Here is a 22,283-nt window from a genome sequence, read left to right as displayed (position 1 = left end):
TGCACAGCATTCTAATGGCGGCGACAATATCTGTTAACTGGATTATTAAGATAAGGGTTATCGGTTATATCGATATGCGATTCACTCTCCGTCAACTGCAAGTCTTCGTCGCCGTCGCCCAGCAGGAAAGCGTCTCCCGCGCTGCTGGCCTTCTGGCCTTATCCCAATCCGCCGCCAGCACGTCGATTACCGAGCTGGAGCGTCAATCCAGCTGCCAATTATTCGACCGCGCCGGCAAACGCCTGAGCCTCAATGCGCTCGGGCATCAATTGCTGCCTCAAGCGGTGGCCCTGCTGGACCAGGCCAAGGAGATCGAGGACCTGCTCAACGGCAAGTCCGGCTTTGGCTCACTGGCCGTGGGCGCCACCCTGACCATCGGCAATTACCTGGCCACCCTGCTGATCGGCAGCTTCATGCAGCAGCACCCCGAGAGTCAGGTGAAACTGCATGTGCAAAACACTGCACATATCGTGCATCAGGTGGCGCATTACGAAATTGACCTGGGTCTGATTGAAGGCGATTGCAGCCATCCGGACATCGAAGTGCAGACCTGGGTGGAGGATGAACTGGTGGTGTTCTGCGCGCCCCAGCATCACTTGGCCAAGCGTGGCATGGCCAGCATGGATGAGCTGACCCATGAGGCGTGGATCCTGCGGGAACAAGGCTCAGGCACGCGCCTGACATTTGATCAGGCTATGCGCCATCACCGCAGCGTACTGAATATCCGCCTGGAGCTGGAACACACCGAGGCGATCAAACGAGCAGTGGAGTCGGGTTTGGGGATTGGTTGCATTTCGCGACTGGCACTGCGCGATGCGTTCCGGCGTGGCAGCCTGGTGCCGGTAGAAACCCCGGACCTGGACCTGGCCCGGCAGTTCTACTTTATCTGGCATAAGCAGAAGTACCAGACCTCGGCGATGCGCGAGTTCCTGGAACTGTGCCGCGCTTTTACCGCCGGGGTTCAGCGCAGCGACGAAATCGTATTGCCGAGCATCGCCTGATCGTTAGATCAGAATGACCGCCCACACCAGCGTGATCATGGTCAAGGCCACGAATTGCGCGGCGCTGCCCATGTCCTTGGCGTTTTTCGACAGCGGGTGGCGGTCCAGGGAAATGCGGTCGATCGCCGCCTCCACCGCCGAGTTGAGCAATTCGACGATCAGCGCCAGCAGGCACACGGCAATCAGCAACGCCCGTTCGACGCGGCTGACCTGCAAGAAAAAACTCAACGGAATCAGGATGACGTTCAGCAGTACCAACTGGCGGAACGCCGCCTCGCCGGTGAAAGCCGCGCGCAGGCCATCCAGGGAATAGCCTCCTGCGTTGAAGATACGTTTGATACCGGTTTGACCCTTGAAAGGCGACATAGATGTAGGCAACTGAACCAAAGAAGTGGGGAAGCTAGATCACGCAAAGTCAAAAAAGCGTGAACCGGTTGTAACTTAATGCTGCGAAATTGACTCAAGTTGTTGCAAGAGCAACGCCGCCTGGGTGCGCGTTCGCACCCCCAACTTACGGAAAATCGCCGTGACGTGGGCCTTGATGGTCGCTTCCGACACGCTCAGCTCGTAGGCAATCTGCTTGTTCAACAAACCCTCGCAGACCATGGTCAACACCCGGAACTGCTGGGGCGTCAAACTGGCCAAGCCATCACGGGCCGCCTTGGCTTCCTCGGACACGTTGATTTCTTCAAACGCTTGCGGTGGCCAGGACACATCGCCGTCCAGTACGGCACGCACAGCCTTTTGGATATCTTCCATCGCGCTGGACTTGGGAATGAAGCCGCTGGCGCCGAACTCCTTGGAGCGCACCACCACATCGGCGTCTTCCTGGGCCGAGACCATCACCACGGGAATCTGCGGATATTGCCCGCGCAGCAGCACCAGCCCCGAAAAACCATAGGCACCGGGCATGTTCAGGTCGAGCAGCACCAGGTCCCAGTCGGATTTTTCAGTCAGGCGGGCTTCCAGCTCGGCAATGCTGGCGACTTCGACCAGTCGCACGTCCGGGCCAAGGCCCAGGGTTACGGCCTGATGCAGCGCACTGCGAAACAGCGGGTGGTCATCGGCTATCAGGATTTCGTATGTGGCCATTGATTAAATGATCCTGTTTTTTAGGGGAGCCCTGATGGGTTCAGGGTCCGCCAGTACACAAGGCAACAGCCAGGCAGCCATCGCCACGGGGCACGCTCAACGTCAAAAACATGCGAAACAACGTCGAAAAACCAAGCTAGCGCCCCAATCGGCGCCCAGCATGCCCAGCGCAGCCTGGGGGGTCAAGCGCTACGCCCATGGGGATTTTAGCGGGTTACGCGATTAAGGTGCCATCATGCCAACGTCGACGGGTCAGGCTGCCGGGATATAAGGCGCCAAACGCGTGTGAACACTGTCCGTCGCATCCAGAGGCAATTGAAACTTGGCGGCCAGGTAGTGCGTACTGAATACATCAAGGTAGGCGTCCAGGACTTCGCTGGCGAGCTGATCATCGGCCAACTCCAGACACAGCGCGGCAACCTCGGCGGTGCAGAAATGATCATCACGCTTGGAGCGGCGCAACTTGTAGCGTGACAGCTGCTCCGGCGCCAGGCTCAGCACAGGCAAATGCTCCAGATAGGGGCTCTTGCGAAACATCTTGCGCGCTTCGCTCCAAGTGCCGTCCAGCAGGATGAACAGTGGGCGCTTGCCCGCCTGGGTATTCACCGCGCTGACCACCCGCTCGGGCGCCACGAATTCGCCGGGGAACACGATGTACGGCTGCCACTGCGGATCGGCCAGCAAGGTGAGCAGGCCCGGATCGACTTCAGTGCGCGACCAGGCGAACGCCGTGGTGTCGTCGATAACGTCGGCGATCAGCCAGCCGGTGTTACTGGGCTTCATCGGTTCGACGTCGTGCATCAACAGGCACATGGCAGCGTTGGCCTGAACCGTTGGTCGCCATGCGCACAGGCAATACTCGGGAATCACTCGGCAACCGGTGCACCGCTCGGCACGCGATCCCCGATTAAGGAAAGGCCTGACGGCTCGGGCCAGGCGCTCGGTACGCAAGCGGGAGACGGCGTGGCTCATCGGATGCGCCATACAGACGGGTAAATCGACACAGGGTCACTCAAGAGCAATTGAAGTGCGCGCAGTTTACCAGCGATACGCCTGGCTGTAGTGGCAAGCGCTCACCTATAATTGCGCGCCACTGAACGCACAGCGCAGTGGCTGGTCTATGCACCAGTAACCGAATCAGGAGAGTTTGATGCTGCGTTCCATGCTGCGCCTCGTTGCCCCATCCGTCGCTATTGCGCTGGCCTTGCCTGTGGGCGCCCATGCAGCCTCGCTGCTGGAGGCTCAAATGAACCGGAAGCTGCAAAGCGTCGCGACCGAAAGCAACAAGGACCTGCCCCGGGAAATTGATGAAAAAACCCTGGAAGTGGCCTACACCGTTGAAGGCACGCAACTGATCGATCATCTGAGCGTGCAGCCTGACCGCGCCGAACAGATGCGTGCCAATCCCAAGGCGGTGTATTTCCAACTGGGCCGCAGTGTCTGCACCAACCCAGGCTACCGCGAGCTGATGGCGAAGGGCGCGGTTATGCGCTACGAAATCACCGAGAACAAGACCAACCGCCCTGTAGCCTCGGTAAAGTTCGCCGAAGCCGACTGCCCGGCTCCGACCAAGAAGAAAAAGTAACCCCGGCTTGCCTTTCGCGCGTGGCCGCCTGGCGACGCGCACTCCCCGCCTCAACGACTAACGCCATGACGAGTGACCAATAAGCGGTTGCCAGCCAAGGGTTTTTCGGCCCATGATCGCATCATTCCATCCGCCCGCCCGCAGCAGCATTCACTGCTGTTCTGCAACGTTTTTTCAGGGCAAAAGAGGCCTGCCCTCCTGCGGCAAGCAACGACACATGCAGTGTCGTGGCCCCTGCCGACGCTCGTCGGCGATCCAGGCCCTGTGAAAAAGGAGAAGTTGAATGCCTTATGAATCGAATGACTCCCTGCTCCAGCTTTTTGAACAAAATGGCACCGACCTCACGCAACAGGTGGACGCGCAACTCCAGCTGATCGCCCCCAACAGTGCAAATATCCCCTTGTATCGCGACATGATCCTCACCGTTCTGCGCATGGCCCAGGACGACCGCGACCGTTGGAACGCCAAGATCACCTTGCGCGCCATACGTGAGTTGGACCACGCCTTCCGTGTGCTCGAACAGTTCAAGGGGCGGCGCAAGGTCACGGTGTTCGGCTCGGCACGTACTCCGGTGGAAAGCCCCCTGTATGCATTGGCTCGAGAGGCAGGCGCGGCGTTGGCGCGTTCCGATCTGATGGTCATCACCGGCGGCGGCGGCGGCATCATGGCTGCGGCGCATGAGGGCGCGGGCCTGGAGCACAGCCTGGGGTTCAACATCACCCTGCCGTTTGAACAGCATGCCAATCCGACCATCGACGGCACCGACAACCTGCTGTCCTTCCACTTCTTCTTTACCCGCAAACTGTTTTTCGTCAAGGAAGCCGACGCACTGATCCTGTGCCCTGGTGGTTTCGGCACTTTGGACGAAGCCCTGGAAGTGCTGACCCTGATCCAGACCGGCAAAAGCCCGCTGGTGCCGGTGGTACTGCTGGACGCACCCGGCGGCGGCTTCTGGCAAGGCGCCCTGGATTTTATCCGCAGCCAGCTGGAGGCTAATCGCTATATCCTGCCGACCGACCTCAAGCTCATACGCCTGGTATACAGCGCAGAAGAAGCCGTGGACGAGATCAATCGGTTTTATGCCAACTTCCATTCAACGCGCTGGCTGAAGCGTGAGTTCGTAGTGCGCATGCATCATCCACTCAGTGATCGAGCCCTGGCGCATTTGCAGGATGAGTTTGCCAGCCTGCGGCTGAGCGGAGCGTTCCAGCAGCTTGCCTACACAGGCGAAGACCATGACGAGCCAAGGTTCAGTCATTTGACGCGACTGGTCTTCAACTTCAATGGCCGTGACCAGGGGCGATTGCGCGAATTGGTGGATTACATCAACCTGCCGGAAAATTGGGTTTAGGCTCAAGGTGAGGCGCAGCAGCGGGTGGCGCCAGAGCCTGCGTGATTTTCTGCAGGCAAAAAAAAAGGCCCACTATTTTCATAGTGGGCCTTTCGTTTTGTGGCGTTCAGTCGTCCATATCCCGACCGCTTAACAAGCGGCTGATCATGTCCATCGAAAACCCACGATAGCTCAGGAAGCGGCCTTGCTTCGCACGCTCCCTGGCATCAATTGGCAGATGCCCTGAAAACTTGCGACGCCAAGTCTCTTCCAGCTGCGACTGCCAACTGATACCGCACTCACGCAGGGCGAGGTCGATATCGGTACGTTGCAGGCCGCGCTGGCTCAACTCTTCGCGAATCCGCGCAGGGCCATAACCGGAGCGCGCGCGGTAGGACACAAAGCTTTCGAGATATCGGGCTTCCGATAGCAGCCCTTCTTCCGTCAAGCGGTCGAGGGCCGTTTCAATCATTTCGGGCTCTGCGCCGCGCTGACGCAATTTGCGCGTCAGCTCGACTCGACCATGCTCGCGCCGTGCGAGCAGGTCCATTGCAGTGCGCCGAACAGCAACGAGTGTATCCAGTACAACAGTCATCGTTTGCTTCAGATGTCAGTGTCGGCTTCTTCCATCTCGTCAACCGGCTCACGGTTGGCGGCGGCTTTGACGTCTGGCGCAGGGGTCAGCAGCTTGTCGCGAATCTGCTTCTCAAGCGTGGCGGCAATATCCGGGTTGTCTGCCAGGAACTTGGCCGAGTTTGCCTTGCCCTGACCGATCTTGCTGCCGTTGTAGGCATACCAGGCACCGGACTTCTCGACGAAACCGTGCAGCACGCCCAGGTCGATCATCTCGCCGTTCAGGTAGATGCCTTTGCCATAAAGAATCTGGAACTCTGCCTGGCGGAAAGGCGGGGCTACTTTGTTCTTCACGACTTTGACGCGGGTTTCGCTACCGACAACCTCGTCACCTTCTTTCACCGCGCCGGTACGACGGATATCCAGACGAACCGAAGCGTAGAACTTCAGCGCGTTACCACCGGTGGTGGTTTCCGGGCTGCCGAACATCACACCGATTTTCATACGGATCTGGTTGATGAAGATCACCAGGCAGTTGGCGTTCTTGATGTTACCGGTGATTTTACGCAGCGCCTGGGACATTAGGCGGGCTTGCAGGCCCACGTGCATGTCGCCCATTTCGCCTTCGATTTCTGCCTTGGGTACCAGGGCAGCCACGGAGTCGACCACGATCACGTCGATGGCGTTGGAGCGCACCAGCATGTCGGTGATTTCCAGGGCTTGCTCACCGGTGTCTGGCTGGGAAACCAGCAGGTCGTCGACGTTGACGCCCAGCTTGCCGGCGTATTCAGGATCCAGGGCGTGCTCGGCATCGACGAATGCGCAGGTGGCGCCCATTTTCTGAGCCTGGGCGATCACCGACAGGGTCAGGGTGGTTTTACCGGAAGATTCAGGACCGTAGATCTCAACGATACGGCCTTTTGGCAGGCCGCCAATGCCGAGCGCGATATCCAGACCCAGAGAGCCAGTGGAGATAGCCGGGATCGCCTGACGGTCGTGATCGCCCATACGCATTACGGCACCCTTGCCGAATTGACGTTCGATCTGACCCAGGGCCGCAGCCAAGGCTTTCTTCTTGTTGTCGTCCATTAAAGTCCTCACGTAATCAATAAGGCCTGACGGCCAACACCTGTATAAGTAGACAGTATTGTTCCACAAAGATCGAAGATCGCCTACCCCTGATTGTCTATTTCTGCTGCAGCTCGTCGCAACAAGCCCTCCAACGCAGCCTTTACCGTTTGTCGCCGGACCTCATCGCGGTTGCCGGGGAAGTGCGCAAGCTCGGCCGTGACCTCATCGCCCACGCCGAACGCCAGCCATACCGTGCCCACCGGCTTGCCCGGCGTACCACCGTCCGGGCCCGCCACGCCGCTGACCGCCACGGCAAACCGCGCCAGGCTTTTTTCCTGTGCCCCTCGCACCATCGCTTCGACCACTTCCTGGCTGACGGCGCCAACTTTGGAAAACAGCTTTTCCGGCACGTTCAATTGCCGGGTTTTCTGTCGGTTGGAATAGGTGACATAGCCCGCCTCGAACCACGCCGAACTGCCCGGTATGCGCGTGATGGCTTCGGCAATACCGCCGCCGGTGCAGGACTCGGCGGTGGTGACATGGGCATTGAGCACCTGCAAACGGCGCCCCAGTTCAGCAGCCAGTTGAGTGATTTCCTTCACGGTCGTCTCCAGGAATGGGCGGTGGTTCGCCTACCCTACAGCAGCCCATCGGTCATGCAAGTTGCAGAGTGCATCAAAAGACTAACGCGCGACGGCTCGCACATAGGCCTGACAGGCACGCAAGGCGATCAGGGCGTTATCGCCGTCGTCGGTGATGCGGATAATTCGCTGAGCATGCGCCGGGTCAAGTCGGGCTCGCGGGGCTGCATGAACCACGCCGCCGGGGGTGGCGCAGGTGGGCACAGGCGCGCCGCTGGCGGGATCGGCGGCGTCGAGAAGGACTGACAACCGCACATCAGCAGTGGCCAGGCGGTCGCGCAGAGCAGCTTGGTTACGTTGGGCATCGCTCAACTCCTGAGTGTGTTGGTGGTCGCTGGCGTTGAGCTGTTGCTCCAGGGCCAGGCGTTTTTGCTGCTCTGCCTGTTGCTGCTCGAACGCGGCCTGGCTCTGCTGACTGAGCGCCAGCGCGTGCCCGGCCGCCTGCCGCTCAAGCTGAGCACCATAGCGCCAGGCCTGCACTTGCCACACCAGCGCAAGCAGCAGGCACACGCCGACCCAGCGCAACCAGCCTAGGAAACGCATAGCACCGCCTTTGCCCGTTCCCACAATTGCACACGGTCCTGCAGGCCGTTCAGGCCGCCGTTGATACGTCGGGTAATCGTGGTGAACTGGTCCTTGTCGGCCAATTCGTTGAGGCCGTTGGTTTGCCAGAACCAGGCGGCGGATTCGCAGGCCCATTGGGGTTGTTCGAGCAGCTGCGGTTGTTGCAGCAGGCGGTCATCGCCAAACAATGCCTGGCTGCACGCCAGGTAGTTGCGCCGTCCCGTGACCTGAATCAGCCCCCTGCCCCGGTACTTCTGCCCATCACCATCCGCCTCCGAGGTATTGCCCAAGCGGGCGGACAGGGTGCCGGTGTCGTACTTGCTGAGGTAGTGATCGCTGCCCAGCTCGCGCACGTAGCGCAATTCGGCGGATTCGTGGCCGATCTGGGCGAGGAAAGCGGCGATGCGCTTGGCACTGTTAACGTCGTACCGGACGAAGGCTTCATTTAAAGGAGACAAAAAAATGCCCGCTCGAAGGCGGGCCCCAGGCATCACACCCAGAAGCTGGGCAAGTGTCATCAGCATTGGTTTTACTCTGAAAAAGTGTCTACACCGACAAACCGCTGGCCTGGATCGTGCACCGATAGCCGTCTGCTCGTTTACCGCTGGCCGTTACCTTCTTGATCGACCAGCGCCCCTGCATAAAGCTTGGCCACGACTCGTCCAGCAGCAGCAAGCCTTCAGCGGCCAACGACGGATTACCGGGGCAAACCACATTGATCTGCAACCCTTCCCGTCCCACACGCCGCATCTCTCCCTGCGCCGCTGAGCGCGCTTCGTCCTCGCTCTGGTAGCGTTGCGTCACCACCTTGAACGGCGCGATGCCCACCTCTACGACATGCTTTTTGCCGGCCGCCGCATCCCACCAGGACGTTTGCGCGCCGTTGTATTTGGCACGGCAGGCTTCGGTTAAGCTGGCGCTGATAAAGGCCTGGTCACCCGGGCGATTGTTACGGGTAACGGACAACTGCACATCCGGCAGTGCCTTGCCCGACAACGACTTGATCTGGCCTTTACGCCCTAGCACATACAGCTCGTCGACAGGCTTGGCCACCGCATCGAAGCGTTTGGCCAGCCTGGTCAGAAAGGCCATGTCGCTTTCATTGGTCTGATCGATGTGCGCGATCTGCTCGCGCTCGAGTTCAGGCGCCACACGCGGCGAAAAACCGTAGCGGCTGGTCAATTGGCGAAACAGTGCGCCCAAGGTTATCGGCCCATGACTGGCGGTACGGCGCTGCTTGAATTCGTGCTGATCGAACGGCGCTGCCGTGGCCACCAGCGCCAAGCGCATCGGGAACAGCGACGGTGTTCGCTGAGTGATCTTGAACACGCCCTTATCCACCAGACCGGACTCAAGGTACCCCACGCGCAAGCCGATTTTGCCGCCCAGCTCGGGCAACCCTTCAAGGCCCTCGATATCGAGGGTCAACGTGAGCTGGTCGGATACAAAGCCCGCTGCGTCGACATGCTCCCATTCCAATAGCCGCTCGTTGAACAGCGCAGCATTGGCGCCATACAGCTCCACTACAGGTGTGAATCCAAGTGCCATGATCGCTCCTTAATCCCAGGCTGAAACCGGCCGGCTCGCAGCAGGTTGCGCGTCCAATTCGGGCACCAGCACGCTGACGCCTGCCGGCAATACCGCGCCCTTTTCCGCCAGCTCCGGATTCAAGCGCCACAGCGCTTCTTCTGCGGCATCATCACAACGCCCCAGCTCTCGGTAGAGCAGCAGGTTCACCGAGTCGCCAGCGATACTTCGAACCCTACGCATTGACGAACTCCTCCAATACCAGCGACCAACCGATCGCCATCGCCGTACCGTCGTCGATCACGCTGGTTTGTTTTTCGCTGATCGACTTGATGGTCCACAAACCCCAGTTACGCCCTAGGCCGTCCACCAACGGCAACGGTGCCCGCAGGTCTTGCAAGGCGCGCAACTCATCCAGGCGCTGCATGCCCTTGGCACGCGCTGCCTTGCCACCAAAGGCCAGTGTTTCCAGACCCTGCCCCACTTGGCTCGACTTGGGTTTGCCAGCAATGATGTTCAGGCTGACCCAGCCACCACTGCTTCCACGATCCAGGGTGTCGTAGGCGAACCCGCGCGACAGCCCGAAAATAAAAGTGCCCAACACCATCTGTTGTCGCATCACACAGCTCCATCGGTGAGTGCTGCGCCACGTCGCGTCGCCAGCAGGTTGTCCATCGACAGCGGGGTAAATTGCGCTTCGATCTGTTGCACCACGAGTGTCGCCAATTGCTGATAGCTGGCTTGTTCCGGCGCGTTGATAGTGATTTGCGGGGCAAAGTTGATTTGGCGGTTATCGGCTTGAGGGTTGTTGAGGTTGTGGCTGACCTCCGAAGGGGGCGGCAAGCGATCCTCGGACCCCATCACTTTTTCAGCCAGCCAGGCGCCAACGTCGCTGCCGACGAACGTCCCGACGGCACCGCCGACCACCTTGCCGATGGCACCACCGGCAACGCCGCCCATGACGCCACCCAGCAGCGTGCCGGCACCCGGCACAACCGAACCGATCACCGCCCCCGCCAGCGTACCGACAGCTCGGCCAAGCGCCATGCCGGCGAACTCACCGGCAAAACCACCGGCGACCCCGCCGCCGACCGAGCCCACGCTGGTGCCAACCGCTTCACCCAGATTCCCCGACAGCGCGCCCTTGGTGACATCGACTCCGGCGTTCGCCAGCACCAGCCCCAATGCAGCCCCCTTGGCGGCTTTGCTGGCCTTCGCCGTTCTGCGCGACCCACCAGCGCCCGGCGCCGAACCCGGCGGACGTTTGCCTGCAGGTGTTTCGTTACTCTGAGATTGCTGCGGGCGGGCGGATGAGTCGGTGGCGCCGCCTTCGCCAAGAATTTTCCCGGCGACCTTTTCAAAGACCTTGTCCTTCACCGCATCAAAGACGCCGGAAATCACCGGCACCAGCGCAGCCCCCGCCAACGTGACAGCGGCAGTGGCCTGAGGCAGGGCTTCGGCCAACCAACTCACGCGATTGACCAAACTGGTCATCGCCGTCAGCGAGGTATCCACAACAGGCGCCAGGGCGGTGTCGGAGGCGGTTTGCAAACGTGTAGTACTGGCCTCGTAGGCCTGCCGACGGGCCTGGGTGGAATCGGCGCGAACCGCTGCCGAGCGCAGGAGAGCGCCATGATCCCCCAGCGCCGATGTGGCGTAGCTGGATGTGTCGGCCACTTGCGAAAAGGCCAGCTTCACAGTGTCGATCATCGGCACCAGGCTCAGAATCGCCTGGTTACCGTCGAACAGTTGCGTCGCCAGCGCCGCCTGTCTTTCGGCCGGTTGCGCTTTGAGTGCCTCCAGCACGGTGACCAGGGTCTGCGCAGCATCCTGTTTCATTCCGCCGGCCAACATTTCGGGGTCAAGCTTCAGCGCTGCCCAGGCGTTACGCTGCCCAGGGGAAGCGCTGTCGCCTTTAGCCAGGGCGGCACTGATTTTTTCCAGCCCGAGGCCAGCAGCGCCTTTGCCGTTACCGGCACTCAGCAACGCCGCCGACAGTGCCGCCGCCTGCGCGGGGCTCATGCCCGCATCCGTCGCGGCAGCACCCTGATGTCGCACGATGGCCGCGATATCCGCCGATTCGGCCTTGAGCGAGACAACATTGCCCAGCACAGTTGTCGCGTCGGCCAAGTCCAGGGTTTGTGCACGGTCCAGATGCATTGACTCGCGCCAGCCACCGATGAGGTCGCCGGCGTGCTTGACATCGATTTTGAATGCCGTCGCCATGATCGCGGCGTCGCGGGCAAACTGCTGCAGGTCAGCCTGGCGCCCGGCCTGGTCGATATTGCCTGAAGCGTCAACTCGGTCGCTGCCGATACCCGACTTGGCGGCAACGTACTCGACCTTCGCAAGGTCAACGGCGCTTGCGCCACTGGCCGCCACCACAGGCTCCGACGCCATGGCGAGGTTGGCTTCACGCATTGACTTGCGCTCGCGTCCGACGAATTGCAACAGTTGGCCCAGGTCGGTCATCGCGGCATCCAGTGCCTGCGACGGTGTGCCTGTATTGGCCGTCGTGCTGGTAGTGGTATCGCTCGCTCCCGCCAGCTCGACGTCGGCTTGCCGAGCGTCCATCACCTTGAGCAGCGAGACGTTGAACAGCTCGAGCGTCTCCACAAGCCGGCTCTGGCCTTCGGCCAGATGATTGATCTGCAGGCTGGCATCGGCCAATGCCAATGCCAGGTTCGCAGCACTCCCCGGCACGGCCTCAGCCGGACCCGTCAGCGTTTGCGCGAACGGGTTGAGGCTGGCCTGCCCCCCACCCTGTGCCAGTGAGCCTTGAGTCAGCCAGCCGTCCTTGACGATGGCCGACCCGCCCGCATAGTTACTGTCTGCCATCCCGCTCTACTCCTGTTTGAGCCCAAGGCGACTGATCGCGATGTCATAGCGGCGCATTGCTTTCCCGGCTTCCCAATCGAGGATTTCCGCTTCGCTTACCGAGTAAACCAGCGGTACTACATCGAGGATCACTTCGATGTCGCGTTCCGAAAGAAGTCCGCCGGTTTGTTTAAAAAATCGTCGATGCGCCCCTGCAACTCTGTCCAGTCGGGCACGGTGAGTCCGGCGAGATCGGGAATCATCAGGCCGGCGCAATGCGCGGTGATGAACTCGGCACGTTCTTTATTGGTGGGCAGCTTTTTCATCACTTTGGTGGCGCGCAGGGCGGGCATTTCCAGGGTGACGTGGGTGAGCGTGCGGCCGCTGGCCTCAAGGGGCAGCAGCAGCGCGACCTGCTCGCAGGTCAAAGATTCGCGTGGCGCATCGGCTTGATCGAGGAAGAACGATGCAGGCTGAGTCGACATCTCGTGTACGTATTGCGCGATGCTGACGTAGTCCGGGCGCTTGAGTTGGTCGAGTTCTTTTTCCGACAGGCCGGTGGCGAGCTTTGCCAGTTCGAAAAACTGGTCATCCTCATCGTCGCCGGCGCGTGCCAGGGCTTCTTTCTGTGGCGCGTAGAACAACGGCTTCAGTTGAATCTGCTCGATCACGACGCCGGTGTCGGCGGTGATCGGGGACAGCAGGATGTGTAACGGAGGCATCCAGGCCATGGGGCAATTCCTTGATGGGGTATGGAGGCGAGCTGACCCGCCCCCAGGGGGATTAAGGCATCAGCACGGCGCGGCGCGCGTCACCGAGGATGTCGACGCCGTTGAGCACGAACTTCTGGGTGCGCACATCGATGTCGATCACCGGAATACCGTTTTCCAGACGGCTGTAGGTGCGGCAGGACAGCTCCAGGGTGGTGACCGGCTTGGCGTTCATCGTCAGCGCGGTTTCGCTCAGAGACTTCAACTTGCCGCCTACGGTGTGGTAGGTGAAGTAGGTCTTGCCATCCTGGTCCTGGCCGGCTTCACGCACGTTCAACAGGATGTCATCACCCTGCGTGACGCCAAGCGCCAGCAGAATTTCTGCACCAACGCCTTGCAATACCAGGGTTGCGCCCAGCACCTTGGCGCTTTTGGCCACCTCTTCGGCGATGAAACGCCCGCCGGTCATCGGGTCCATTTCGAACTCGATCTTCGGCGGCGTAAAGGAATCGACCCTTGCCGACAACGGCAGGCCTTGAAGGGTGGCCGCAATGGCCTGTCTGACTCGGTTGGTAAACATTAGAGAACGTCCTCCAGGAACTGCTCGATGATTTCATCGCGGGCGTTGAGTTGATAAACCATGTGTTCGTTCGGCGCGTAGCGGCCGTAGTCAATGACGATGAACCAGGTGCCGTTCTTGTACTTCTCGACGCTGTTCAACTCAGGGTGCAGGTAGACGCTGCCGCCAGGGATGGTTTCGTCGGCAACCAGGGTTTGCAGCCAGTCGTTGATGCGCTTGACCTCCTGGTCCATGAAGGACTTGGTGAGGTTCTTGGCCATGGCCTTCTGGCCGGCCTTGACCAGTTTGCGGCTGATGGCGTCTTCGAGGCCGACGTAGCTGATGAACTTGCCGGTGATGGAACGGTTACCCAGCAGCGAGAAACCGCCGAGCACCGTGCGGGCGTAGTAGCTCACGCCATAACGGTTGAGCAGGTCGCCTTCGGTGGAGGTGTCGAGGATGTTGTACTCGACGACGCGGGAAACGTCTTCGGCGAAGGTCACCTGATTACCTGGGCTTTCCCATTGCTTAACCTTGGCAAGCGCGGCGATGGCCAACGAGGACGGCGACAGGAACACGTTCTTTTTCGCGGCCTTGGAATACACCGACGGCATGTTGTGCACCAACAGGCAACGGTCGAAGCCGAGGTCGGCACCGCCCAGTTCGCCGCTGTAGGTCACTTGATCGGCGACCGAAGCGTCCTTGCCATCCAGCACCACACGGGCCTTGATGCGCTTGCCGAAGGAGGCGAACTCACCAGCCACAGCCTTGGTGCCGGTGAAGCCTGGGGCGCCGATGATGGTCAGGTCTTCAGGCACGCTGCCCAGGGCCGCCAGGCCGAGTTTGCGGCCGGTGATGGGGTCGTTGCCGCCGATCACATTGTTGACCGTGTCGGCCGGCGTGGCGCCTTCTTCGACGATGACCACATAGACCGGCACCTTCACCACTTTGAGGATCTGGTACACCGCTTGGAACAGTGTGCCCGACTCGGTACCGGTAGGGTCCAGCAGCGCCTGGGTGGTAAAGCTGTTGATGCGGAACGGGGCGTTTTTCGGGATCGATGCATGGGCGTTGGGAGCGGTGCCCACCAGGCCGATGACATTATCACCCAGGCCACCCATGGCCTCGGGGGATTCGGTGGCATTCACGGTGATGCCGTTGTGCTCGAAGTTCAAAACCTCAGCCATGATTAGTCAGCCTTCTTGGGGGTGGAGTTGAGGACGCTGGTCAGTTCCAGGCGGCCAGCGGTGCGCAGGGCGGATGCTTCGACGTCCAGCAATTCAAGCTCCTCGCCAGCGGTGGACCAGTGGCCGTTACCGATGGGGAAAGGGATGAGGACGGTGTAGGTTTGGCGGGTGGGCATGGGTAGGATTCTCCGGGTGAGAAACGCCAAAGCCCCTGCGGGGAGGGGCTTTGGGAGGGCGAAAAAAAACCGCTTTCGCGGTGGGGGTTATTTCAGGAACGTGGGCAGCACGGGCCACTCCAGCGCCGATGGTTCAGCTGCCTGTTCAGGAATATCACGTAATGCTGTGCGATAGGCCGCCACTTCAGTTCGTTGCGCATCGGAAGCGGGATAATCGGGCAGTTGAGTGAAATCGGTAGCCCTTAGCAACTGATCCCGACGCGCACGAATGGCAGCCCATTCAATTTCAGGTGTCGGCGTAGCAATCTTAAATATTGGATTTTCGATGTTAGATAGTTCAGACATTTCCATTTCTCCTTAACTAAAAATCACAGTGTCGGCCAACGAAACTTTGGTTTTAAGGTCACCGAGATTAAATAGACGACCATTGCCGACACGCATGGTGTCTACACGGATAGTGGTGTAATAAATATTTGGAATCAAAATCCGCATAACAATATTGCCATTTGCGTCTACGTAAACAGCTGGAGTCATATTTCCGAACGTGGACACATTGTGCAGCGTCCGATTCGGCTGATAGCAATAACCAACGAGTGTTTCGTCGATAATCTTTGCCGTACCGTAGCTATACCCCTTGATGTTGAACCAAAACATCTCAGAATTGACATTGATATTCAGAGGGATCTGAAAATGCATATAAACGTTGGCACTGGCTCCCAAGTCGGCTGGCTTAAAATCACCTATAGCTAAAGCCTCATATACGCCACCGGTACCATAGACGTGTCCTTGGAAAATAGTGCTGCGGATGGTGCCCGGATAATTTGGATCGCCTTCGACATCTTTTAGACTGCGCCACTCATTGAACTGAGCCAGCGCACCTGCCATCGTCGCATTGATACTTCCAATTTTCCCATTAACCGCAGCGGTCAAATTATTCGCTGCTGTCACCAGCGATGTAATAGTCGATTCTAAACTCACGTGTAACTCCTTAATTTGTTAATGCCCTAACGGCTCGCTTCCAGCGTTATCACACGAAACAACAACTCGGTTTGACGCGCCATATTGTCAATATTCGCAGTGGCAAGTACCGCAATATCCTCCGCCAACAAAATATTGAGATTATCTCCCCCCACCACAATCGTCACGCTATCCGCCGGCAACGGCGAAACATCCAGCGTAAACTTCTGCAGTACCCGCGCCGCCGCCGCTTTATACGTCAGCAACTTCCCTGCCACGGAATACACCGCCAGCAAGGTTCCACTGGCGAGGTAAAAACCGAACTCGCCGATCTCATACTCACCATCGCCGTCAAACAGCGCGGCCATCCTGAGTTGGCGCTCGCCCAGGTCTTCGTAATCCACAATGGCGACCCGTTGGCGCTCATCGCGCAAGGCCACTTCCGTGCCATCAGGGTTGTAGCGGCCGGTACCGGCGCCGATGTGGGTGATCTCGCCTTTGAGGCCCTGGTTCTTTGCCTGCAGCACTTCATCCAAACCCTTGGAGGTGAAGCGCACCAGGCGCGTGATTTCATCTGTCATGGCTGCGCCCTGAGGTCGTAGTCGTTAATGGTGTAGTGCCGGGCAACGCCGACACTGTTAAGTCGAGCAGCCAATGCAAACTCCGGCAGCGCGCCGTTTAAACACAGCTCGCCGTCGCTTAGCGGGGCATGAAGGACCTGCGTCAACGCAAGCCGACCTTCGGTTTCGTGAACAACCGTAATCGTCGCCTGATCCCGCTCGCTTTTGGCTGCGTTGATGCGGCGGATCAGCCGGTTGTGGTCACCACTGGACCAACTGCGCCCAATGATCGCCTGCACGTCGAAGGTATACGGCGTACCGATTGGCCGCTGCTGATACCAGGCGCTGATGTCGGGGGTGAATCCCAGTGACTCCACCGCATAGCTCAGCGCCTTGGGTGTGCCGGCCTGGCGCTGGATCTGCCAGGACAAGGCCACGGTCAGGCGCTTTTCCGATTCGCTGGCATCGGCATCCCATTCACTGACGCCGCGGTCGGCGGCCAGGTAAGGAAGAAATTCGCTGGGGGTTTGCAGTGGGTTCATCAACGCAGGAAACGGCGGCGTGACTCGCTCGAGCAACTGGCCGAATCCCAAGTCCAGCGCCTTTTCCAGCGGTGAACTGTTGGCCGGCAACAAACTCGCGTCAGGTTCACTCATAGCGTACGCACCTCCACCTCGACACCCGTGCAATACGGGGCCTGGAACGCGCTGCTGACAATCGGCGCAAGCGGTTCAAGGATTTGCAGTTGCGCCGCCCCTGCACTGTGGATGGCGTAGTCGATCCAGCTGGGGTCGACGCGCCCTTCCAGGCGATGACAGGAGTCCGCGTAAGTCTGCAGCAATTGCTGCGCCGCCACTTGGGTCAGGCCCGAGTCCGGGCCGGCGTTGATCTTGGCGATGACGCGAATCTTGTAGGGTTGAATCTGTGCGCCCTGGACGGTGACGAGATCGGTTTCCGGCCGTACATCCGGCCGTGCGAAATGTCGGCGTACACCGTCAAGCAAATCGGCAGAGGGGGTACCGTCGCCCTCACGAGACAGTACGGTGACCATCACCTCGCCGGGCGCGGTGCGACGGCCATTGCCGTCCTTGACCTGTGCCGCATAGCCGTCCGGGTCGAAGGTGTAGTTGACGGTCACCACGCCCGGCGAGGCGCTCTGTACCTTGACCGTGGGTCGCTCGCCAAGGGTGAACACTTCGCGGCGATACTGCATCCGCGAGCCGGCGGCCGGGGCATGGGGCGCGAGGTAATAGCGCAAGCGAGCATCGTCGTCGCTTTCCAGGGTCGGCGGCACGGGCGGGAAGGCCGCCGGGTCACCGGGATCGAGCACCTGGCGTTCAAGGCCCATGTCAGCCAAGCGCGCATCCAGATTGCTGCCGGTGGCCCACCACGCCAGCATCTGCTTGATGCGTGCATTGTATTTGCGCTCATGGGTTTGCAGGCGCACGCAAAAGGCCTCGAGCGCCAACGTCAGCAGTTCACTTTCGTTGTCGAGGCTGACCTTGAGTTTGGCCGCGCTTTGCGGTGCACGGGTGGCGACGTAATCGACCACGAACGCCTTGAATTCGGCGAGCAGCGGCTCGAACTCATCGACTGCAATAATCGCCGGCTCGGCCAGTTGGTTCTGGCCAGGGATCAGCATGCTCATGTCACGACCTCGAAGGATTGTTGGCGGTTTTTCCAGGTGCCGGCAAAGCGCAGTAGCAGCCCGGCGCCCTGGCGGGTGGCGACGATGACCTCGGGCTGGAAATCGCCGATGCCGTTCTGCGCGTTGTAAAACGCCTGGGCGGCGTGGCTTTGAGCGAGCAGCAGCAGGTCATCGCCAAGGTTCTGCCCGAGCAGTTGCGGGATCAGCGAGCCATACAGCGGACGCTTCTGCCGCGTGCCGACAGGTGTGGTCAGCGCTCGGGTGGCACGCTGCACGAATTGCAGCCAGTCATCGACGGCTGCCCCGGTGTTGCGATCGATGCCGATCATGGAATGTCCTTATCAGGGGCTGATGACTCGACCTTGGTGGTCTATCACCGGGCCGCTGAAGTGAGCGCCGCCGGCATCCAGTAACAGTGCGGTGCCGCCGATTTGCAGAATGATGCCCTGCGGGCTGAGGGTCAGACTGGCGGCGCCGACCTTGACGTCGACCTGTTCGCGAGAAGCGCTGAGCATCGTCGGCCCGTTGACCCAATTGAACGTATGACTGGCGTCGTCATAGTCGCTCTGTGTGCCGTCCTGATGGCGCCGCCGGGTCAAGGAAGGCACAGTGGAAACAGGCGGAAAGCGACTACTGTTGAGGCCGAACAACGCCACAGACTGTGAGCCCCCTTCCCCACCGCCGTAGTTGAGCAGCAGGCATTGCTCGCCCACGGATGGAATACGGGTTTCGGTTTGCGCACCGGCGCTGGGGTTGAAAAAGCGGATGGCCGGCGTAAGCAACTCGCCGTGGCTGACCCTGCAGGTATTGCTGGCGGCATCGACCTGTTGGCAAACGCCAATGCGGCAGAAGCTTTCAGCGCGCCGGTAAAGGTCTTCGAGTTGGGCCTCCATTTCCGCCAGGCGCTCGACAATCGGTCCCAGTTGCATGCGTAACAGCGCGTCGAACATGGGCTACTCCGCCAGTGGCTTGTATTGATCGGGATCATCGATGTCCAAGACGTCCCAGGTAGAGGCAAACAGCGGTTGGCCTGTAGGATCATCGAGCAACACGGGTCCGAGGTAGAGGGTTTGAGTGAAGGACACTGTCCAGGTGTCGTAGTCCGTTGCTGCGGTCGCACGCCCAGAGGGAGCGGCGACGATATTGGTTGGCAAATCGCACTGGGACTGGGGCAGGCTCCAACGGTTGTCCAGCACCAGGTCCATCAACTGGCTGGCCAGGTCGCAGGCATCGAACGGCAAGGCGCCAGGGGCAACCATGACGGTGAGCGAAATGGCCAGGGCATGGGCCTTGCGGCCTTCGCGAGAGCGAATGCCAGGGCCATTGCCTTCAACGGTGACCATCACGCCGGTTTTTTCTGCGTCGCTCTGGAAGTCCTGGTGGCTGCCGACCCTGAGGTCGGGGAAGGCTGCATGCAGCGCCACGCCGATAGCCTGGGGGAGTTGGGATGGCTTTTCGATAAGGGTCATTTGAGTAGCGTCCTTGCGGTTACTGCGGGTCCTGACGGGAACCTTCATTGATCCCGATGCGCTTGGCCGCCCAGCGCTCATAAAGGCCGATGGCCACGTCGGCACCGGCCATGGCGGTCAGGCAACCAATGGCGCCGGCGGTCCAGATGGACATACCGGCGGCGTAGCACAGCATCAGGGCCGAAACCCCGCAAACCATGCACGCCCCGGACCGGAGCGCCAGGCGCCGAATCAGCGACCAGCCACGGGCGCCCTCCTTGTCGGCGCGCCACATTTCGCCGGACACCCCGCCGATCAACGCCAAGATAATCACCAGCCAGATAGGCATTTCCGCTAACGCTTGTTGTTCGTTTGTCATGTCACGCCTCCTGGCTGAGCACTGATAGTCCGTTTTTCACTTACACATACTTCGATAGGTAGGCATTCCAAAAAGCCCGGTTGCCCAGGCTTTTCAGTAATGCTGTCTGCGGACTTTCGGCGCTACTGGCGCGGTACGGTCCTTTCCTCAATGTTTTTCCGACCACGATCCCTGTCTGCCGGATAACTGCTTCTGGTGCTTTACGCTGCACACCCGGGTCAGTTGCCAACCCTCTGAACCGTTAAGGCCGGTTCATCGCTGCCTGTTTTTGAAGCGTTACCACTAAAGAGCGTCGGCATCCTTGCCGGTGTTGCCTGGCATCCTTGCCATCGCTTCGATGGCGTCCTTGCCGGTGTTACGTGCCTTCCTTGTCTTCCTTGGCAGCATCCTTGCAGCCTCCACCAAGCCTTGTTGGCTGGCTTGAGATGGAGAATATGCATGTATGCATATACAGTCAATGCATAAATGCATTTATTTTTGCCGGAAGAATGCGCTCATGCATGAAAAGCCTGACGGGCAGAGGGTTTGCCGGTTTTCTGCAGACAAAAAAAAGCCCGCTCGTTGGCGGGCTTTGTCTTACGTAAGTAGGTCAGCGGGCATACATGCCCCACCAGAACACATGGCCGAGGATGCTGATCTGCTCATCCTGGATATCCTGGAAGCTGTAGTCCTCGTCCGGATGCTCGTCACGATTGAAACTGCGCAGACGAATCCCGGACGGCAGGCGGTAGAGCTGTTTCACCCGCAGCTGGCCATTATGATTGATGGCGTACAGGTCACCATCGACAATGTCGCCAATCCCGCTCTTGCCGGCATTCACCCCCACCGTCGCGCCATCGCGCAGCACCGGCAACATGCTGTTGCCACGTACCGTCACGCATTTGGCCTGGTCGAACTGCACGCCGTTATGCCGCAGGCTGCGCTTTCCAAAGCGCAGGCTGGCCTTCTCGCTTTCCTCGATGACGAATCTTCCTGATCCAGCAGCCAATTCAACCTCACGCAGAAAGGGGATCGACACCTCGTCATCATTAACGGGGGTGTCGTCGTCCCACAGGCTTATGTCCTTGAGTTCCGAATGCATCGGGTCACGCCCGTCATCACGCAAGGTGCCTACCGCTGCGCGTCCGCGCAGGTGGTCGGTGCTGACGCGGAAGTATTCGGCGATGCGTGAGATGTGTTTGTCCGACGGATCAACGATCTTGCCGCTGAGGATCCGGGACAGGGTGGACTGAGGCACGCCAGTGCGCCGATGAAGCTCCGTGGGGGAGATTCGGTCGCGATCCAGCAGCTCTTTCAAGACGATAGAAACGTTGCGTTTTTGCATAACCGGAATAGTGACGAGAGTTTTTGCGGATGGCAAATGCTAATTTGCATATTTATGCATTAAACAAGCTGATTAGGCGAATCTGAAACAAAATACTGTATATACGAACAGTCAAACAGCCTCTATCATTCCGTGCGACTTCATATACTCGCAGGCGACCGGATGTAAAAAGGGCGCAGATTGACAGCCGCCCTTGCTTATCGACAATTCAGGGCCTATGTATAAACTCTGTAACAACCTAGCCAGCAACGACGGAGGTGCTCATGGCTTATTCAGCTCTAGCTGTCGCTAACGCCTTCATTGAACGCGCGAAGGAAGGCAAGCTTTCAGGCCTGACGCCGATGAAGCTGCAAAAGCTGCTGTTCTATACCCAGTCCTGGCATCTGCGCGAGCGGGATCAACCGCTTATGGATGACCACTTTGCCCGCTGGCAATATGGCCCGGTCATTCCGTCGCTTTACCATGAGTTGAAGTCCTACGGTAATCGCCCGGTGACGTCGCTGCTCAGCAACCTGAAGCCCGACGCCGAAGACATTGTCTTCGTTACACCGAGGGTTCCTGAGAGCGATACCTACACTCATCGTTTGATTGATCGGATCATTAATAAATACGGCAAATGGTCCGGCACTCAACTGTCCAACCTTTCCCACGAGGACGGCACAGCCTGGGCCCTCAAAGGCGCCGACGGCTCCGCCATTGACTGGGAAGACATGGCAGCACTCATTCACCCAAAGAGCCGCATCCGTGAGTGAAGAACTCGACAACCTGGAACTCACCCTGCCCCCCGTGGCAGGGCCTGACCAGGACTCCCAAGCCGGTGGCGAGCAAGCCATAGGCACCGACGATGAAAGAAACCAGAATCTGAAAGACCAGAAAGCCGAAAGGCAGCTGCGCAAGAAATATGCGGGGCGCGCCTTTTGGTTTGCTGCCTGCGGAGTGATCTTCTGGGCGGTCCTCCTCGTGTGGAATGGCTGGTCGACGTATTACTCGGGTAAAGCGCCGTTCTCGGATAACGTGTTAATGGCCATCACCACCGCAACTTCGATCAATCTGTTTGCGGCTTTCCTGGGTGTTATCAGAGGTTTGTTTCCTGCCAGCGGTCGCAGGGCAAAGTAAAGGCTCTACAGACGGCAC

At 59.5% G+C, this 22,283-nt stretch carries 31 protein-coding genes; 5 read left to right on the top strand and 26 right to left on the bottom strand.

Annotation, left to right across the window (positions count from 1 at the left end):
• The first annotated feature begins 74 nt into the window (after nt 1–74).
• Nucleotides 75–1,001, top strand: coding sequence for a LysR family transcriptional regulator (locus C4J89_RS05960; protein WP_164487590.1), 927 nt, complete (start codon nt 75–77; stop codon nt 999–1,001).
• 3 nt (nt 1,002–1,004) lie between these two features.
• Here the strand turns inward: C4J89_RS05960 and C4J89_RS05955 are convergent, their stop codons facing one another.
• The 3 genes from C4J89_RS05955 to C4J89_RS05945 form a co-directional block, all read right to left on the bottom strand.
• Nucleotides 1,005–1,367, bottom strand: coding sequence for a diacylglycerol kinase (locus tag C4J89_RS05955; protein WP_003189051.1), 363 nt, complete (start codon nt 1,365–1,367; stop codon nt 1,005–1,007).
• 75 nt (nt 1,368–1,442) lie between these two features.
• Complete coding sequence (gene erdR, locus C4J89_RS05950) at nt 1,443–2,093, bottom strand: response regulator transcription factor ErdR (protein ID WP_124361551.1); 651 nt, start codon at nt 2,091–2,093, stop codon at nt 1,443–1,445.
• Between the two features lie 252 nt (nt 2,094–2,345).
• Nucleotides 2,346–3,065, bottom strand: coding sequence for a tRNA-uridine aminocarboxypropyltransferase (locus C4J89_RS05945; protein WP_124361550.1), 720 nt, complete (start codon nt 3,063–3,065; stop codon nt 2,346–2,348).
• Between the two features lie 178 nt (nt 3,066–3,243).
• Between C4J89_RS05945 and C4J89_RS05940 the strand changes: the two genes are divergently transcribed.
• Together C4J89_RS05940 and C4J89_RS05935 are read left to right on the top strand one after the other, a co-directional pair.
• Nucleotides 3,244–3,678, top strand: coding sequence for a PA3611 family quorum-sensing-regulated virulence factor (locus C4J89_RS05940; protein WP_124361549.1), 435 nt, complete (start codon nt 3,244–3,246; stop codon nt 3,676–3,678).
• Nucleotides 3,679–3,961: 283 nt separating this feature from the next.
• Nucleotides 3,962–5,029, top strand: coding sequence for a TIGR00730 family Rossman fold protein (locus tag C4J89_RS05935; RefSeq protein WP_124413984.1), 1,068 nt, complete (start codon nt 3,962–3,964; stop codon nt 5,027–5,029).
• Nucleotides 5,030–5,135: 106 nt separating this feature from the next.
• On the opposite strand, the gene recX is transcribed toward C4J89_RS05935, so the two are convergent.
• From recX to C4J89_RS05825, 23 genes are all read right to left on the bottom strand, one after another.
• Nucleotides 5,136–5,603, bottom strand: coding sequence for a recombination regulator RecX (gene recX / locus C4J89_RS05930; protein WP_124413983.1), 468 nt, complete (start codon nt 5,601–5,603; stop codon nt 5,136–5,138).
• An 8-nt stretch (nt 5,604–5,611) separates the two neighbouring features.
• The gene (recA, locus tag C4J89_RS05925; RefSeq protein ID WP_005785454.1) at nt 5,612–6,670 is read right to left on the bottom strand and encodes a recombinase RecA; all 1,059 of its coding nucleotides are present in this window, start codon (nt 6,668–6,670) and stop codon (nt 5,612–5,614) included.
• Nucleotides 6,671–6,753: 83 nt separating this feature from the next.
• Nucleotides 6,754–7,254: a CinA family protein gene (locus C4J89_RS05920; protein WP_124403265.1), complete on the bottom strand. Its 501-nt coding sequence runs from the start codon at nt 7,252–7,254 to the stop codon at nt 6,754–6,756.
• 81 nt (nt 7,255–7,335) lie between these two features.
• Nucleotides 7,336–7,836 (bottom strand): lysis system i-spanin subunit Rz, encoded by a 501-nt coding sequence (locus tag C4J89_RS05915; RefSeq protein WP_124413982.1) that lies wholly within the window; start codon nt 7,834–7,836, stop codon nt 7,336–7,338.
• Nucleotides 7,824–8,381, bottom strand: a complete 558-nt coding sequence (locus C4J89_RS05910; protein ID WP_124413981.1) for a glycoside hydrolase family 19 protein — start codon at nt 8,379–8,381, stop codon at nt 7,824–7,826. Before C4J89_RS05910 ends, C4J89_RS05915 begins: the two co-directional genes overlap by 13 nt.
• A gap of 22 nt (nt 8,382–8,403) precedes the next feature.
• On the bottom strand, nt 8,404–9,405 hold the full coding sequence (locus C4J89_RS05905) for a contractile injection system protein, VgrG/Pvc8 family (protein ID WP_124413980.1): 1,002 nt from the start codon (nt 9,403–9,405) through the stop codon (nt 8,404–8,406).
• Between the two features lie 9 nt (nt 9,406–9,414).
• The gene (locus C4J89_RS05900; RefSeq protein ID WP_124403261.1) at nt 9,415–9,627 is read right to left on the bottom strand and encodes a tail protein X; all 213 of its coding nucleotides are present in this window, start codon (nt 9,625–9,627) and stop codon (nt 9,415–9,417) included.
• Nucleotides 9,620–10,003 carry a phage tail protein gene (locus C4J89_RS05895; protein ID WP_124361541.1) on the bottom strand — a complete coding sequence of 128 codons (384 nt, stop codon included), beginning with the start codon at nt 10,001–10,003 and terminating at the stop codon, nt 9,620–9,622. The genes C4J89_RS05900 and C4J89_RS05895 overlap by 8 nt, the downstream gene beginning before the upstream one ends.
• Nucleotides 10,003–12,222 carry a phage tail tape measure protein gene (locus C4J89_RS05890; RefSeq protein ID WP_124413979.1) on the bottom strand — a complete coding sequence of 740 codons (2,220 nt, stop codon included), beginning with the start codon at nt 12,220–12,222 and terminating at the stop codon, nt 10,003–10,005. Before C4J89_RS05890 ends, C4J89_RS05895 begins: the two co-directional genes overlap by 1 nt.
• A 128-nt stretch (nt 12,223–12,350) precedes the next feature.
• Complete coding sequence (locus C4J89_RS05885) at nt 12,351–12,932, bottom strand: phage tail assembly protein (RefSeq protein WP_124361539.1); 582 nt, start codon at nt 12,930–12,932, stop codon at nt 12,351–12,353.
• A 52-nt stretch (nt 12,933–12,984) separates the two neighbouring features.
• On the bottom strand, nt 12,985–13,491 hold the full coding sequence (locus tag C4J89_RS05880) for a phage major tail tube protein (RefSeq protein WP_124413978.1): 507 nt from the start codon (nt 13,489–13,491) through the stop codon (nt 12,985–12,987).
• Entirely contained in the window at nt 13,491–14,657 is a 1,167-nt protein-coding gene (locus tag C4J89_RS05875; RefSeq protein ID WP_124413977.1) for a phage tail protein, read from the bottom strand. Before C4J89_RS05875 ends, C4J89_RS05880 begins: the two co-directional genes overlap by 1 nt.
• Before the next feature lie 2 nt (nt 14,658–14,659).
• Complete coding sequence (locus tag C4J89_RS26870; protein ID WP_164484513.1) at nt 14,660–14,833, bottom strand: hypothetical protein; 174 nt, start codon at nt 14,831–14,833, stop codon at nt 14,660–14,662.
• Between the two features lie 87 nt (nt 14,834–14,920).
• Nucleotides 14,921–15,178 (bottom strand): tail fiber assembly protein, encoded by a 258-nt coding sequence (locus C4J89_RS05870; protein ID WP_124413976.1) that lies wholly within the window; start codon nt 15,176–15,178, stop codon nt 14,921–14,923.
• Between the two features lie 12 nt (nt 15,179–15,190).
• The gene (locus C4J89_RS05865) at nt 15,191–15,811 is read right to left on the bottom strand and encodes a hypothetical protein (RefSeq protein ID WP_124406416.1); all 621 of its coding nucleotides are present in this window, start codon (nt 15,809–15,811) and stop codon (nt 15,191–15,193) included.
• Nucleotides 15,812–15,837: 26 nt separating this feature from the next.
• Nucleotides 15,838–16,371, bottom strand: a complete 534-nt coding sequence (locus C4J89_RS05860) for a hypothetical protein (protein ID WP_124413975.1) — start codon at nt 16,369–16,371, stop codon at nt 15,838–15,840.
• Nucleotides 16,368–17,006 carry a phage tail protein I gene (locus tag C4J89_RS05855; RefSeq protein ID WP_124413974.1) on the bottom strand — a complete coding sequence of 213 codons (639 nt, stop codon included), beginning with the start codon at nt 17,004–17,006 and terminating at the stop codon, nt 16,368–16,370. Before C4J89_RS05855 ends, C4J89_RS05860 begins: the two co-directional genes overlap by 4 nt.
• Nucleotides 17,003–17,998 (bottom strand): baseplate J/gp47 family protein, encoded by a 996-nt coding sequence (locus C4J89_RS05850; protein WP_124406413.1) that lies wholly within the window; start codon nt 17,996–17,998, stop codon nt 17,003–17,005. The genes C4J89_RS05855 and C4J89_RS05850 overlap by 4 nt, the downstream gene beginning before the upstream one ends.
• A complete protein-coding gene (locus tag C4J89_RS05845) occupies nt 17,995–18,327 on the bottom strand; it encodes a phage baseplate protein (protein ID WP_124361531.1) in 333 nt (110 codons plus the stop codon). Before C4J89_RS05845 ends, C4J89_RS05850 begins: the two co-directional genes overlap by 4 nt.
• Before the next feature lie 12 nt (nt 18,328–18,339).
• Nucleotides 18,340–18,948 (bottom strand): phage baseplate assembly protein V, encoded by a 609-nt coding sequence (locus C4J89_RS05840; RefSeq protein ID WP_124361530.1) that lies wholly within the window; start codon nt 18,946–18,948, stop codon nt 18,340–18,342.
• 3 nt (nt 18,949–18,951) lie between these two features.
• Nucleotides 18,952–19,467, bottom strand: a complete 516-nt coding sequence (locus C4J89_RS05835; protein WP_124361529.1) for a hypothetical protein — start codon at nt 19,465–19,467, stop codon at nt 18,952–18,954.
• A gap of 19 nt (nt 19,468–19,486) precedes the next feature.
• On the bottom strand, nt 19,487–19,825 hold the full coding sequence (locus tag C4J89_RS05830; RefSeq protein WP_124357270.1) for a phage holin family protein: 339 nt from the start codon (nt 19,823–19,825) through the stop codon (nt 19,487–19,489).
• Nucleotides 19,826–20,414: 589 nt separating this feature from the next.
• A complete protein-coding gene (locus C4J89_RS05825; protein ID WP_124361528.1) occupies nt 20,415–21,149 on the bottom strand; it encodes an XRE family transcriptional regulator in 735 nt (244 codons plus the stop codon).
• Between the two features lie 263 nt (nt 21,150–21,412).
• Here C4J89_RS05825 and C4J89_RS05820 point away from each other — a divergent pair, with 263 nt between their 5' ends.
• Both C4J89_RS05820 and C4J89_RS05815 read left to right on the top strand, forming a co-directional pair.
• Nucleotides 21,413–21,901 (top strand): Panacea domain-containing protein, encoded by a 489-nt coding sequence (locus C4J89_RS05820; protein WP_065951834.1) that lies wholly within the window; start codon nt 21,413–21,415, stop codon nt 21,899–21,901.
• Complete coding sequence (locus C4J89_RS05815; protein WP_124361526.1) at nt 21,894–22,265, top strand: hypothetical protein; 372 nt, start codon at nt 21,894–21,896, stop codon at nt 22,263–22,265. Before C4J89_RS05820 ends, C4J89_RS05815 begins: the two co-directional genes overlap by 8 nt.
• Nucleotides 22,266–22,283: the final 18 nt, after the last annotated feature.

The organism is Pseudomonas sp. R4-35-07, assembly GCF_003852235.1.
Taxonomy (GTDB): Bacteria; Pseudomonadota; Gammaproteobacteria; order Pseudomonadales; family Pseudomonadaceae; genus Aquipseudomonas.
Note: the sequence above shows the minus strand (reverse complement) of the source record. Positions and strands in the feature narration are given on the sequence as shown.

What these genes read in the sequence shown, in the direction of transcription:
- C4J89_RS05960 (WP_164487590.1), top strand. Translation starts at nt 75, where the DNA reads ATGCGATTCACTCTCCGTCAACTGCAAGTCTTCGTCGCCGTCGCCCAG.
- C4J89_RS05955 (WP_003189051.1), bottom strand. Translation starts at nt 1,367, where the DNA reads ATGTCGCCTTTCAAGGGTCAAACCGGTATCAAACGTATCTTCAACGCA.
- erdR (WP_124361551.1), bottom strand. Translation starts at nt 2,093, where the DNA reads ATGGCCACATACGAAATCCTGATAGCCGATGACCACCCGCTGTTTCGC.
- C4J89_RS05945 (WP_124361550.1), bottom strand. Translation starts at nt 3,065, where the DNA reads ATGAGCCACGCCGTCTCCCGCTTGCGTACCGAGCGCCTGGCCCGAGCC.
- C4J89_RS05940 (WP_124361549.1), top strand. Translation starts at nt 3,244, where the DNA reads ATGCTGCGTTCCATGCTGCGCCTCGTTGCCCCATCCGTCGCTATTGCG.
- C4J89_RS05935 (WP_124413984.1), top strand. Translation starts at nt 3,962, where the DNA reads ATGCCTTATGAATCGAATGACTCCCTGCTCCAGCTTTTTGAACAAAAT.
- recX (WP_124413983.1), bottom strand. Translation starts at nt 5,603, where the DNA reads ATGACTGTTGTACTGGATACACTCGTTGCTGTTCGGCGCACTGCAATG.
- recA (WP_005785454.1), bottom strand. Translation starts at nt 6,670, where the DNA reads ATGGACGACAACAAGAAGAAAGCCTTGGCTGCGGCCCTGGGTCAGATC.
- C4J89_RS05915 (WP_124413982.1), bottom strand. Translation starts at nt 7,836, where the DNA reads ATGCGTTTCCTAGGCTGGTTGCGCTGGGTCGGCGTGTGCCTGCTGCTT.
- C4J89_RS05910 (WP_124413981.1), bottom strand. Translation starts at nt 8,381, where the DNA reads ATGCTGATGACACTTGCCCAGCTTCTGGGTGTGATGCCTGGGGCCCGC.
- C4J89_RS05905 (WP_124413980.1), bottom strand. Translation starts at nt 9,405, where the DNA reads ATGGCACTTGGATTCACACCTGTAGTGGAGCTGTATGGCGCCAATGCT.
- C4J89_RS05900 (WP_124403261.1), bottom strand. Translation starts at nt 9,627, where the DNA reads ATGCGTAGGGTTCGAAGTATCGCTGGCGACTCGGTGAACCTGCTGCTC.
- C4J89_RS05895 (WP_124361541.1), bottom strand. Translation starts at nt 10,003, where the DNA reads ATGCGACAACAGATGGTGTTGGGCACTTTTATTTTCGGGCTGTCGCGC.
- C4J89_RS05890 (WP_124413979.1), bottom strand. Translation starts at nt 12,222, where the DNA reads ATGGCAGACAGTAACTATGCGGGCGGGTCGGCCATCGTCAAGGACGGC.
- C4J89_RS05885 (WP_124361539.1), bottom strand. Translation starts at nt 12,932, where the DNA reads ATGGCCTGGATGCCTCCGTTACACATCCTGCTGTCCCCGATCACCGCC.
- C4J89_RS05880 (WP_124413978.1), bottom strand. Translation starts at nt 13,491, where the DNA reads ATGTTTACCAACCGAGTCAGACAGGCCATTGCGGCCACCCTTCAAGGC.
- C4J89_RS05875 (WP_124413977.1), bottom strand. Translation starts at nt 14,657, where the DNA reads ATGGCTGAGGTTTTGAACTTCGAGCACAACGGCATCACCGTGAATGCC.
- C4J89_RS26870 (WP_164484513.1), bottom strand. Translation starts at nt 14,833, where the DNA reads ATGCCCACCCGCCAAACCTACACCGTCCTCATCCCTTTCCCCATCGGT.
- C4J89_RS05870 (WP_124413976.1), bottom strand. Translation starts at nt 15,178, where the DNA reads ATGTCTGAACTATCTAACATCGAAAATCCAATATTTAAGATTGCTACG.
- C4J89_RS05860 (WP_124413975.1), bottom strand. Translation starts at nt 16,371, where the DNA reads ATGACAGATGAAATCACGCGCCTGGTGCGCTTCACCTCCAAGGGTTTG.
- C4J89_RS05855 (WP_124413974.1), bottom strand. Translation starts at nt 17,006, where the DNA reads ATGAGTGAACCTGACGCGAGTTTGTTGCCGGCCAACAGTTCACCGCTG.
- C4J89_RS05850 (WP_124406413.1), bottom strand. Translation starts at nt 17,998, where the DNA reads ATGAGCATGCTGATCCCTGGCCAGAACCAACTGGCCGAGCCGGCGATT.
- C4J89_RS05845 (WP_124361531.1), bottom strand. Translation starts at nt 18,327, where the DNA reads ATGATCGGCATCGATCGCAACACCGGGGCAGCCGTCGATGACTGGCTG.
- C4J89_RS05840 (WP_124361530.1), bottom strand. Translation starts at nt 18,948, where the DNA reads ATGTTCGACGCGCTGTTACGCATGCAACTGGGACCGATTGTCGAGCGC.
- C4J89_RS05835 (WP_124361529.1), bottom strand. Translation starts at nt 19,467, where the DNA reads ATGACCCTTATCGAAAAGCCATCCCAACTCCCCCAGGCTATCGGCGTG.
- C4J89_RS05830 (WP_124357270.1), bottom strand. Translation starts at nt 19,825, where the DNA reads ATGACAAACGAACAACAAGCGTTAGCGGAAATGCCTATCTGGCTGGTG.
- C4J89_RS05825 (WP_124361528.1), bottom strand. Translation starts at nt 21,149, where the DNA reads ATGCAAAAACGCAACGTTTCTATCGTCTTGAAAGAGCTGCTGGATCGC.
- C4J89_RS05820 (WP_065951834.1), top strand. Translation starts at nt 21,413, where the DNA reads ATGGCTTATTCAGCTCTAGCTGTCGCTAACGCCTTCATTGAACGCGCG.